The sequence below is a fragment of the Stenotrophomonas sp. 05L44_2 genome (assembly GCF_056665995.1).
This window is the reverse complement of the sequence record NZ_JBFTNR010000037.1, coordinates 1-12561: the sequence shown is the minus strand read 5'-3', so window position 1 is coordinate 12561 and position 12561 is coordinate 1. Positions and strand designations below refer to the sequence as shown.

The 12561-nt window shown below is 67.1% G+C and carries 8 protein-coding genes; all 8 read left to right on the top strand.

Annotation, left to right across the window (positions count from 1 at the left end; all coding sequences use genetic code 11):
* Positions 1–1139, top strand: a 1139-nt coding sequence (locus tag AC1VAN_RS02340; RefSeq protein ID WP_480985196.1) for a type II secretion system protein GspD, incomplete at its 5' end; no start/stop codon positions are given.
* A 331-nt stretch (positions 1140–1470) separates the two neighbouring features.
* The gene (locus tag AC1VAN_RS02335) at positions 1471–2325 is read left to right on the top strand and encodes a glycosyltransferase family 2 protein (RefSeq protein ID WP_313444879.1); all 855 of its coding nucleotides are present in this window, start codon (positions 1471–1473) and stop codon (positions 2323–2325) included.
* Positions 2322–3161: a glycosyltransferase family 2 protein gene (locus AC1VAN_RS02330; protein WP_099782791.1), complete on the top strand. Its 840-nt coding sequence runs from the start codon at positions 2322–2324 to the stop codon at positions 3159–3161. The genes AC1VAN_RS02335 and AC1VAN_RS02330 overlap by 4 nt, the downstream gene beginning before the upstream one ends.
* Before the next feature lie 109 nt (positions 3162–3270).
* On the top strand, positions 3271–4467 hold the full coding sequence (gene pncB / locus AC1VAN_RS02325) for a nicotinate phosphoribosyltransferase (protein WP_480985195.1): 1197 nt from the start codon (positions 3271–3273) through the stop codon (positions 4465–4467).
* Positions 4468–4602: 135 nt separating this feature from the next.
* On the top strand, positions 4603–5787 hold the full coding sequence (gene wecB, locus AC1VAN_RS02320; RefSeq protein ID WP_032978922.1) for a non-hydrolyzing UDP-N-acetylglucosamine 2-epimerase: 1185 nt from the start codon (positions 4603–4605) through the stop codon (positions 5785–5787).
* Complete coding sequence (locus AC1VAN_RS02315; RefSeq protein WP_282280462.1) at positions 5784–7985, top strand: hypothetical protein; 2202 nt, start codon at positions 5784–5786, stop codon at positions 7983–7985. The genes wecB and AC1VAN_RS02315 overlap by 4 nt, the downstream gene beginning before the upstream one ends.
* Before the next feature lie 6 nt (positions 7986–7991).
* Positions 7992–10139 (top strand): glycosyl transferase family protein, encoded by a 2148-nt coding sequence (locus tag AC1VAN_RS02310; protein ID WP_480985194.1) that lies wholly within the window; start codon positions 7992–7994, stop codon positions 10137–10139.
* Positions 10136–12561 (top strand): tetratricopeptide repeat protein (locus AC1VAN_RS02305; protein ID WP_480985193.1); only part of this gene is annotated, 2426 nt, incomplete at its 3' end. The genes AC1VAN_RS02310 and AC1VAN_RS02305, both read left to right, overlap by 4 nt.

Sequence of the window (12561 nt, the reverse complement as noted above, 5' to 3'; positions counted from 1 at the left end):
CGCTGGCGCCGGGTGCCAGTCCGTCGCAGCTGGGCAGCGTGGGCGACCGCGGTAGGGACGCGGGCAACAGCAGCAGTTTCAACAACCAGGTCGGTAGCGGCAGCAGCAGTGGTAGTGGCAGCAGCGCCGGCAGCCTGAACCTGCCGCAGCGCCAGTCGGGCAACGTCAGCATCAGCCTGGAAGTGGAAGGCGATCGTGTCGGCGTATCGGCGGTGGAGGAAACCAACACGCTGCTGGTGCGTTCGACACCGCAGGCCTGGCGCTCGATCCGCGAGGTGATCGAAAAGCTGGACGTGATGCCGCTGCAGGTACACATCGAAGCACAGGTGGCCGAAGTCGGGCTGACCGGCGACCTGAAGTACGGCGTCAACTGGTTCTTCGACAATGCCGTGGCGGGGCGCGCGCTGACCGGCGCGCTGTCCGGGTTGACCCTGCCAGCAGCGGCCGGCGGCTCCTGGAACACCTTCGCCGGTGCGGTGACCGGCACCGATGGCGCCGGCTGGGCGTTCACCGGGCACAACGGTGCAGCCGTGGTCAGTGCGCTGGACAAGGTCACCGACGTGCGCCTGCTGCAGACGCCCTCGGTGTTCGTGCGCAACAACGCCGAAGCCACCCTCAACGTGGGCGACAAGGTGCCGATCAACACCACCACGGTCAACACCGGCATCGGCACCAGCAGCTACAGCTCGGTGCAGTACATCGACACCGGCGTGATCCTCAAGGTGCGCCCGCGCGTAACCCGTGACGGTACGGTGTTCCTGGATATCGTGCAGGAGATCAGCAGCGCATCGGACGTGCCGGAGAACTGCAATCCGCAGGAGCGCAACTGCAATCCGCGCATCTCCACCAAGAAGCTGGCCACCGAGGCGGCGGTGCAGAGCGGGGACACCATCATGCTGGCCGGCCTGATCACCGATTCGGCCACCGATGGCAGCAGCGGCATTCCCGGCCTGAGCCGGATTCCGGTACTGGGCGCGCTGTTCGGCCAGAAGAGCCGCACCAGCCGTCGTTCGGAAGTGATCGTGCTGCTGACCCCGACCATCGTCCGCAACGGCCAGGAAGCCCGCACCCTGACCGACGAGTACAGCCAGCGCTTCCGCGCGATGGAACCGCTGAACCAGCCGCGCGCAAAGAAGTAAGGGGGGGAGGGCAGGCCTGCGCCCGGGTAACACGCCATCGCATGCGCGCTGTCGCTCCCACGCTTCGCTGCGCGAACCGTGGGCCCCGCTTACCAGCTTCCAGACCCCCGCCGCTTTGCGGCCGCCCCCTGACTGGTGTCCGCGGCATGGATGCCGCGGCCAAGCCTCCAGGGATGGATTCACGGCGTCCCCCGCCACCGGACCCACCCCGCCATTCCCAGGAAGCCAGCTTTTGCTGTTGCCGTTGCTGCGGCCTCTGCGGGTGCCGGGTGCAACCCGGCCGACACCCACCCGATGCTACGCTGTGGCCACCGACAACCACGGAGGCGGGATGGGGGCGATCGTGTTGTTGCCGCTGGGCGTGGACGACGCGGTACTTGACCGCTGCCTGGCCGCGCTTGATGCCGGTACCGCAGCGGGGACATCGATCTGGCTGGCCGATGACGCACAGGCTGGGCCACGTGCACAGGCGGTGGTCGAACACTGGCTGGCACATACGCCGTTGCAGGCCGAATACACCCGCCGCGCGCGGCCGCTGGGCGAGGTTGCCCACCTGGACGAAATGCTGCGTGCCTGCGATGGCCTGGACGTGGCGGTGCTGGCCCCGGACAGCGTACCTGCGCCGGGATGGCTGCAGCAGCTGCAGGCCACGTTTGCACGCGACGCGGCCATTGCCACGGCCACGCCGTGGTGCAACGTGGGCGAAACCGCGGCGTGGCCGCGCTTGGGCGAGCTCAACCCCGAACCGGGCGACCCGGCGCTGTTGGCACATGTCTGCGCCGCACTGCCGAACCTGCATCCTGAACTCCCTTCGGCGGTCACCCACGCCGTGCTGGTTCGCGCCAATGCTCGGCGGCGCGCCGGTGGCCTGGATACAGAAAGCTACCTGGGCTGGAACGCGGCGCTGGTCGATCTGAGCCTGCGCATGGCTGGTCTCGGTTGGCGCAACGTGTTGTGCGAAAACGCCTTCGTCAGCCGTGCCAGTGAAGCGCCCAGCCGCGACGGCGATCTGGAAGCACTGGCCGCGCGCTGGCCGGGCTGGGTACCGCGGCTGGCTGACTTCCTGATGCACGACCCGCTGCACACGCTGCGCCAGGACCTGCAGCACGGCCTGCAGCAGGCGATAATGCCGCGCGGGCAGGGCGACCTGTTCGTCCCGCCATCACCGTTGGAGCCGCCTGTTTGAATTCCGCCATTGCCGCCATCGTCGTCACCTACCAGAGCGGCAGTACCATCGATGCCTGCCTGTCGCGGCTGCGCCAGGCGCAGGACGTAGCCGAGATCCGGGTGGTCGACAATGGATCGCTGGATGACACCCTGGAAGTCGTGCAGCGCCACGCCAGCCATGATCCGCGTGTACGTTTCATCGCCAACCCGGACAACCCCGGTTTTGCCGCAGCCAACAACCAGGGCGTTGCCGATTCACGCAGCCCGTGGCTGGCCTTCATCAACCCCGACCTGATGGTCGAAGTCGATACGCTCGCCGCACTGCGAGACCGCGCCGGTGCGGTGGGCGACAGTCTGCTGGGGGTGGAGCAGGTGGACGAGCAGGGCCAGGCCGATGAAGCGGTACGGCGCCGTGATCCGGACTTCCTTGCCATGCTGCGCTCGCCCGGTCGTGGCGCGCGGTTGGCCATTGCCCGCGACCCGGCGCAGCCGTTGCAGCAGGTGCCGGCGTTGTCCGGTGCGCTGCTGCTGATGCCCCGCGCCCTGTTTGATCGCATCGGCGGCTGGGATGCCGGCTACCGGCTGCACGCCGAAGACCTCGACCTGTGCCGCCGCGTGCGTGAGGCCGGTGGCGTGGTTGCCATCGCCAACGACCTGAAGGTGACCCACGTGCGCGGGGTGTCCAGCCGCTCGCGCCCGTTCTTCGTTGAATGGCACAAGCACCGCGGGCTATGGCGCTATTTCAGCAAGTTCGAAGCGCCGCAGCGGTCGTTGCCGGTGCGGGTGGCGGTGTGGGGGGCGATCTGGGCCCATGCACTGGTGCAGGTGCCGAGGTTGCTGCGCAGGTCGCTGTAGCGCGCTGCCACAGGATCATCCACGCATGGCGTGGATCGACTGCAGAGCGCGTGAGGGCGCCACCTCCAGCACGGACCCCGGTTCACCCGAACGGGCGCATAATTCCCCCATGCCTATCATCCAGTCCCTGCTCGACACCGACCTGTACAAGTTCACCATGATGCAGGCGGTGCTGCACCAGCACCCCGGCGCGCAGGTTCAATACCGTTTCAAATGCCGCACCCCCGGTATCGAGCTGGCCCGCTACATCGACCAGATCGATGAGGAGATCGACCACCTGTGCAGCCTGCGCTTCAGCAATGAAGAGCYGGATTACATGCGTGGCCTGCGCTTTGTGAAGCCCGATTTCGCCGACTTCCTCGGCCTGTTCCACCTGGACCGCAAATACATCCAGCTGCGCGCGTCGAAGACGGTGCCCGGCGAGATCGAACTGGACATCACCGGTCCATGGCTGCACACGATCCTGTTCGAAGTGCCGCTGCTGGCGATCATCAACGAAGTGTGGTTCCGCAACACCACCACGGCGGATTTCGCCGAAGGCGAACGCCGCCTGCAGGCCAAGGCCGCGCTGCTGCGCGATACCCCTGGTTTCGAGCAGTGCCGCATCGCCGACTATGGCAGCCGCCGCCGCTACTCGCGCGATTGGCATGCCCGCCTGCTGCCGCTGCTGCGCGATGCGCTGGGCCCACAGCTGGTCGGCACCAGCAACGTGCACTTCGCGCGCCTGTACGGCATGACGCCGCACGGCACCATGGCCCACGAGTACCTGCAGGCGTTCCAGGCACTGGGCCCGCGCCTGCGCGATTCGCAGGTGGCGGCGCTGGAGTCGTGGGCGCGCGAGTACCGCGGCGACCTTGGCATCGCCCTGTCCGACGTGGTCGGGCTGGATGCGTTCCTGCGCGACTTCGACATGTATTTCTGCAAGCTSTTYGACGGCGYSCGCCAYGATTCCGGCGACCCSTTCGWCTGGGGCGACCGCATGCTGGCCCACTTCCAGCTGCGCCGCGTCGACCCGCGCAGCAAGGTACTGGTGTTCAGCGATGGGCTCGACATCACCAAGGTGATGCGCCTGTACGACTACTTCCGYGGCCGCTGCCAGSTGGCSTTCGGYGTGGGCACCMACCTGACCAACGATCTGGGGCCGACCCCGCTGAACATCGTCATCAAGATGGTCCGCTGCAACGGCCAGCCGGTGGCCAAGCTCAGTGACTCGCCGGGCAAGAGCATGTGCGATGACCCGGGCTACCTGTCCTACCTGCGGCAAGTGTTCGAACTGCCTCCTGAAACGGGCCCTAGCGTCACATAGTGACGCTCTGCGTCAGTTGCTTCATCCGGCTTGCTGCGCGTCTTTGTGATGCGTATCACATTTACGTGGCCGAACTTCACGAGATCGCTTACGATCCGCGTACAGGATGTTTGCAGGTCTTGAGGGAGTTCTGCGGTGAAGGTTCTTTCTGTTTTCGGTACCCGTCCTGAAGCAATCAAGATGGGGCCGCTGGTAAAGGCGCTGGGTGAGGCGCCGGATATCGAATCCATCGTCTGCACCACAGGCCAGCATCGGGCGATGCTGGACCAGGTGATGTCGCTGTTCGAGATCACCGCCGATCACGATCTTGATGTGATGGTTCCCAACCAGACCCTCAACGGCCTGTGCGCCAAGCTGTTCGAGCGCCTGGATGCGTTGTATGCGCAGGTGCGACCCGATCGCGTGCTGGTCCACGGTGATACCACCACGGCGATGACCGCTGCAGTCGCTGCCTTCCATCACCGCATTCCGGTGGGACACGTCGAAGCGGGCCTGCGTACCGGCGACATCACCCGGCCGTGGCCGGAAGAGATGAATCGCCGCGTCATCGATGTCGTCTCTGATTTCCTGTTTGCCCCCACACCAAGTTCCCGCGCCAACCTGGAACGCGAACACCTCGGCGGCCGGATCCTGGTGACCGGAAACACCGTCATCGACGCCCTGCAGCAGACCGTACAGCAGCTCGATCGCGACCCGGCACTGCGCGCCCGCGCCGATGCGCCCTTCCAGATGCTTGATCCCGAGCGTCGCCTGCTGCTGGTCACCGGCCATCGCCGCGAGAGCTTCGGCCAGGGCTTCCTGGACATCTGCCGCGCACTGGCCGAGCTGGCCCAGCGCGAAGACCTGCAGGTGCTCTATCCGGTGCACCTCAACCCCAACGTGCAGGGCCCGGTGAATGCCGAGCTGGGCCATCTGGGCAACGTGCACCTCGTGCCGCCGCAGGATTACCTGAGCTTCGTGCGCCTGATGCAACGCGCCGACGTGATCCTTACCGACTCCGGCGGTGTGCAGGAAGAAGCGCCAGCGCTGGGCAAGCCGGTGCTGGTGATGCGCGATGTAACCGAGCGCCCGGAGGCGGTCGATGCCGGGGTGGTGAAGCTGGTCGGCACGGCGCCGACGCGGATCGTCGATGCCGTCAACGCCGCGTTGCAACAACCATCACATGCAACCCGTTTCGACCCCGACGCCAGTCCTTACGGTGATGGCCGAGCCAGTGCGCGCATCGTGGCGGCCCTGCGCGGACATCCACTGCCCGAATTTGCTACCGGCCACCGCAGTGCCGGCCCCGTTCCCACCCCTCTACAAGAAGTGACGCCATGACCCAGACCGGCCGACGTAGCTTCCTCGTTGTTTCCTCCGTGCTGGCCCTGGCGAGCTCCGCTGCCGCTGGCGCTGCCGACAGCGCTGCCGGCCAGTTCACCGAATGGACCGGGGACAGYACGGTAAGCCGGCAGATGACGCTGCGCCAGCTTGGCTTCCGCCAGCCGCTGGTGCTCAGCGGGCAGGAGAGCCAGCGCGAGGTCTACCTGCCCGTACCTGTGGGCGTGCCGACCCGCGATGCGCAGCTGCAGCTCGATGGCCGCTATGTGCGTGGCCATACCGGGCGCACGTCCGGGCTATGGTCGGTCGATGGCGATCCGATGGCGGCACGTTCGATCACCGATGCGCAGGGCGACGCCAGCCAGCTGCTGGCCATTGACGGCGAGCCCCGCGAGAACGGCTTCGTCCGCGTCGGCGTGGGCTGGTGGTCGATCGTTTCCGACTACCGCTGCGCGGACCAGAGCGCGCCAGCCAACGTGCTGCGGCTGTCGCCGGATTCGCGCTTCAGCTATCGCTTCGATGGACGTGCGGTGGACACCGTGGCCAAGGCCTGGGGCGCACTGCCGCCGCGCGTGCGCCTGCTGGTGGAGGGCAAGGCGCTGCAGGCATCGACCTACGATGCGGCGTGGCGCATCGGTGCAGCATTGCAGACCGGAGGCAAGCAGGTTGACGTGGTCGCGCTGCCCAAGGTCGGTGACAGCGTGGACCTGACCGGCATCAACATTCCCGCCAGCCTGCAGGGCGTGCCTGCCTATGCGGCGCTGGCGGCCGGTGAGCGCGCGCACGCGATCAAGGATCTGGCCGAAGTCGGCGCGCTGTTGTCGCTGCGTGACAGCGGCCCGCTCGCCGCCGATGTGATGATCGGCAGCGATGCGCTGCGCAATGGCGTACGCGCTGCACTGGATGCGCTGGCCGCGCAGGTCGGGGCCAGCGGCGCCGATGCCGCCAGTGCATTCAGCACCTGGCGGGCGGCCGACATGGCGGCATTGGAAAAGCCGGTGACCAATGCCTCGGTGAGCGTGACCACTGTTGCCGGACGGCCGACCCTGGTGGTCGACCCCGCGGCCGGGGGCAAGGTGGCAGGCTTGCTGTCCGAGCAGTGGCGCAACTATGCACTGGGGCGTTCACTGCAGGTCACGCAGGCGGTCGCACCCGCGATGGAAGGGGATCGCGTACTGCTGAGCCGGCTGGGCAACATCGCCGGTACGCAGGACATCGTCACTCGTGGCGATCGCAGCGCCACCTTTGAACTGGGTGCATTGTCGGCCGATGGCCGGTTGCCGGAAGAAGTGGTGCTGGATGTATCGGCTGCGCCCAATGCGGCCGGGCAGGGCGCGGTTGCGACGATCTACTTCAACGACTACCTGCTGGGGGCCAAGGTGCTGTCGGCCGATGGCAAACCGCAGCGGCTGGTTGCCAAGGTACCCACCTACGCGCTGTCGGCCCGCAATGAAGTGCGGGTCAGCTTCCTGCGCCAGCCGGCGCGGCCTTACTGCCATGATCCCGCCACCGCGTTCCCGGTGTCGATCCTGCCCAGCAGCCACCTGAAGCTGGCCAAGCGCACGCTTGGCGCAGACTTCATCGGCGCGGCCAGCCAGCTGGCGCATGCCAATGAAGTGTTCGTGCCGGCTACCTGGCTGCAGGATGCACCGGCCTCGCTGGCCAAGGTCATCGCCATTGCCAGCGCGGTGGGGGCATCGCCGGAAGCGGCCAGCCTCAAGGTAGTGGATGCGGGCGCGGCGATCAGTCCGACCAGGCCTTACCTGGCCTTCGCCCTGGCGCCGTCCGGTGTCTCCTTGGCGGGCCTGAAGAATGGCCAGCTGGTGATTGCCGGCAAGCCGCAGCCGCTGCTCGATCTGAGCGGCCTGCAGCGGGCGGCCGCCGTGCAGGTCGCCTCGGCAGGCGGGCAGATCGGTGTGCTGTACAGCGACCTGGGCACCGAGGGACCGGTGCTGGCTGCGCCGTTCCGGTTGCTGCGGGGTGACCTGGCGGTGATCGATGGCAGCGACGTCGTGCGCGATTTCGACAGCCAGGACCCCTATGGTTCGCGGATCGCCCAGGAAGGCAATCCGCAGTCGAAGTGGGAACAGCACATGGTGTGGCTGCTGCTGCTGGTCGGCGTGGTGGTGTTCGCACTGGCCGCTGCCCGCATTACCCAGGTCCGCCGTCGCCGCAAGTCTGCCAACGTCGGGCATTGACCGGACGTGGACGGTCTGTTCTGGAACATCCAGCTGGCCAACYACTACGCTGCCCTGGAGACAGTGGCAGCGGCGGTGGCCGTGCTGATCCTGATTTCCAGCCTCGATGACCTGTTCATCGACGTCTGGTACTGGGTCCGCGAAAGCTGGCGCACGCTGACGGTCAAGAAGCGCCGTGAGTACAAGCCGCTGACCCAGCAGGACCTGCTGCAGCGGCCGGAACAGCCGCTGGCGATCATGGTGCCGGCGTGGATGGAATACGACGTCATCGCGCAGATGGTGGAGAACATGATCGATGTGCTCGACTATCGCGAGTACATCGTATTCGTCGGGACCTATCCCAACGACCAGCAGACCATCGACGAAGTCGAGCGCATGCGCCGGCGCTACAAGCGTCTGCGCCGCGTGGAAGTGCCGCATGACGGCCCCACCAGCAAGGCCGATTGCCTGAACTGGTTGATCCTGTCGATCTTCGACTACGAAAAGCGCCACGACATGGAGTTCGCCGGCGTCATCCTGCACGACAGTGAAGACGTGCTGCACCCGATGGAACTGCGTTTCTTCAACTACCTGCTGCCACGCAAGGACATGATCCAGTTGCCGGTGACCTCGCTGGACCGCGAGTGGTACGAACTGGTGGCGGGCGTGTACATGGATGAGTTCGCCGAATGGCATGCCAAGGACCTGGTGGTCCGCGAGAGCGTGTCCGGCATGGTGCCGTCGGCGGGCGTGGGCACCTGTTTCTCGCGACGTGCGCTGCTGGCGCTGAGCGAGGCCACCGGCAACCAGCCGTTCAATACAGACAGCCTGACCGAAGACTATGACGTCGGCGCACGGTTGGCGACGATGGGAATGCACTCGATCTTCGCCCGCTTCCCGGTGCAGTTCCTGGTGCGGCGACCGTCCTGGTTCGGCTGGGGGCCGGTGCGTGAGCGCACCCAGCAGATGGCGCTGTGCGTACGCGAGTATTTTCCCGACAACTTCCGTGCGTCCTACCGGCAGAAGGCGCGCTGGGTACTGGGTATCGGCCTGCAGAGCTGGGAAACGCTGGGCTGGYGCGGCTCGCTGGCGACCAAGTACCTGCTGGCGCGCGATCGCAAGGGCATCATCACCTCCTTTGTCAGCATCATCGCCTACCTGATCTTCCTGCAGCTGCTGCTGTTCTGGCTGCTGAAGATGACCGGTGTGTGGAACCTGCAGTACCCCAGCGTGTTCCAGGCGGGCAGCTGGCAGATGAACGTGGCGCTGCTGACCACCGCTGCCCTGGCCACCCGCGTGGTGCAGCGCTTCTACTTCGTCAACCGGCTGTATGGCTGGGAACACGCGTTGATGTCGATCCCACGCATGGTGGTCGGCAACATGGTCAATTTCATGGCCACCGCGCGCGCATGGCGGATGTTCCTGGCCTATCTGTTTTTCGGCAAGCGCATGGTCTGGGACAAGACCATGCATGAYTTCCCCGATGCCGCAGCACTGGTGCAGACCCGCAAGCGCCTGGGTGAACTGCTGACCACTTGGCAGGCCGTCGAGCCCGAGCGCCTGGAACAGGCGCTGCAGCAACAGCAAGGCGGGCGCCAGCAGCCTCTGGGCCGGATCCTGTTGTCGCAGGGCTGGCTGGATGATGAAACGCTGGCCGAGGCGATTGCCTTCCAGGGCGACCTGCAGCGTGCGGTGATCGACGTCGATTATCTGGGCCGGGGCGGGTTCCCGGTCAGCGTCGACGCCTGCGTGCAGTGGCGCATGCTGCCGTTGCCGCCCCTGCAGGAAGGTACCCTGCGGCTGGCCGTGGCCAATCCACTGTCGGAGGCCGCACTGGACCTGTTGAAGCAGGAAACCGGCAACGCCCAGGTCGAGCAGAGCATTGCCCGCGAAAGCGAGATCAACGCTGGCCTGCGCATGATCAGTGGCGCCGAGCTTTGGCGCATCGATACCGTGCCGTTGCTGGGCGACCTGCTGGTGGAAATGCGCCTGATCGACCATGCGCATTTCGAGATCGCACTGGATGAGTATAAGCCCCAGCGTGATGGACGCATCGGCGACTACCTGGTCAAGCGGGGCATCGCCACCGAAGACGCCATCGCCCAGGCGATGGAAGAACAACGCCGCCGCGCGGCGATGCTGCAGTCGCCGCCTCCCGGAGTTGCAACGGTATGAAGACCTCGCTGCTGTCCACCGTCATCGCCGTTGCCCTGGYGGCCGCTGCCCCGGCATACGCGCAGGCCGACGTGCCATTGCCGCTGTCCGGGCCCGCCTACCGCATGGCCGAGCAGGCGTTCGCCGCCTACGAGCGTGGCGATTACAGCACGGCCCTGAGACAGGCCGGCGAAGCATCGCGGCTGCGGCCGGATGTGGTGCGCCTGCGGTTGCTGCAGATCTATTCGCTGCAGAAGCTCGGTCGCAGTGATGAGGCACGCCAGCAGGCGCGGCGTGCGCTGGATGCGGGGCTGAAGGATCCGGCATTACCGGGGCTGGCCACCGCGCCGGCGGCCGCTGCTGCCAGCGGCGGTGGTACCCGCGCCGTGCCGGCGGCACGACAGACGCCGGCTGAGCGCGCTTACCAGCAGGCATTCGCCATCGCGACCGAAGCCTATACCGCCTACAACAACGACCAGATGGTGGTGGCCGCCAGCAAGGCCGAACAGGCCTTCCGTCAGCAGCCGCAGCAGGGCGCATGGGCGATGCTGTGGGTCGCCTCGCTGGAAGCGCAGCAGCAGTTGGAGCAGGCCGACGCTGCGGCGGCTACAGCACTGCAGCTGGGCGCACCGAATGTGGCAGATCTACGCGCCAAGCGCGTGGCATTGGGCCGTCAGCGTGCAGTGAAACCGGCACAGGAAGGCTACCAGGCGCTGATATCGCAGGATTTCCGGGCCGCCGTCGGGTTCGCCCGCGAAGCGGTGGCACGTGCGCCCGACGTCGCCTCGCACCGCCTGCTGCTGATGACCACGCAGTTGCTCGATGGGCAGCTGGCAGAAGCCGAGCGCACCGCCGACCAGGCCCTGGACAACGATGCCGACGATACCGTCGCCCTGGTGATGCGGGCCTATCTGCGCCAGCGCCAGGGCAACACTGCCCAGGCCAACGCCGATTTCGACGCGGCCCTGCAGCAGGACTGGCTCGATGACCAGCAGCGCCGAAACGTGCGCCTGCTGGCGGTGGACGCCGCGGTGGCTGCCGGTGATCGCAACCGTGCCACCGCGCTGCTGGCGCCGCTGCAGGCCGATCCCCTGGACGACGTAGACGCGTCCTCACGGCAGGGCATCCGCGAGGCGGTGACCCAGCGCGAAAAGGCGATCCGTGGCGCACGCGCCGGCCAGACCCTGACGCTGCAGTCCTATCCGGCGCCGTTCCAGCAGTGCCGCGATACGCCTTACGGTACCCAGTGCGAACTGATGCCCGCCGATCTGCAGGGCGAAGTCGGCCCGGCACAGCGCGCCTATGCGGCCTATGGCCGGCAGGATTACCAGCAGGCCATCAGCGAAGCGCGCCAGGCCGTGCAGGAAACTCCGGACAGTGCGACCTTGCAAGGGCTGCTGACCACGGCCCTGGCCGCCGGCAACCGCAGCCAGCAGGGCGAGGCGCGCCAGCGCCTGGACAGCGCGCTGGCCACCCACCCCGATGATGCGGGCCTGCTGATGCAGCGTGGCTACCTCCATCAGGCGGCGCGCGAACCGGCGCTGGCGCTGGCTGACTTCCGAGCCGCCGAGGCCACCGGCAAGGCGCCCAAGACGGTGATGATGGACCAGGCCTATGCCAGTGCCGCCAGCGGCGATCACCGCCAGGCCGTGACCCTGCTGCGCGGCGCGATCGACGCTGCCGACGCCGGCCAGCTGCCACTGGACAAGGCGCAGCGCTACAACACGCGCAGTGCCATCGCCGGCTACTCGCGCGACTGGGGCGTGACCGCCTCGGCCGGCTACCGTGGGTCGCGCCAGGCGGCCACCAACCTGGGCGGGGCATCGATCAGCACGCCCGGCGCTTCGGTGTTCAGCACCCTGGAAGCCTTCTGGCGGCCGCAGGCCACCAACAACCAGCACGGCACGCTGGAAGCCTACGCGCGCATCGCCAATACCTTGTACGACGAAGGCGGTACGTTCGAATCGTTGCTGTTCACCGACCCCTGCACCGGGCAGGCGACGCCGGACAACCGTGAACGTGCCGAGCGCCTCAGCCGTTCGCGTTCGATCGCCGGCTGGCCGTCCACCGTCGGTTCGTTCGGCGTGCGCTATGCCTTCGGCCAGACCGGCCTCAGCGTCGGCCTGGAACGCCGCCAGTTCCTCGGCAGCGCGACCCGGCGCGGCGGCATCTATGCCGACTCCGCCGCCATGCGCTGCCAGATCCAGATCGAATCCGAACGCCCGCTGCAGGCCAACCTGCTGGCCCGTTACCGGCTCAACGACAGCGCCGGTGGCTGGATGACCTACGCCACCTACGGGTTCTACAACGGCACCGGCGTGCGCACCGACGTCAGCCAGTGGTGGACGGTCAGTGGCTATGCCCAGGCCGGCCTGAGCTGGGATGACAACCGCGCCCACTTCACCGTCGATGCGCTCGATGCCAACGGCGCCCCGTCCCAGCG

Excerpts from the sequence above, each read along its gene's own strand:
- AC1VAN_RS02335 (WP_313444879.1), top strand. The coding sequence starts at position 1,471 with ATGGGGGCGATCGTGTTGTTGCCGCTGGGCGTGGACGACGCGGTACTT.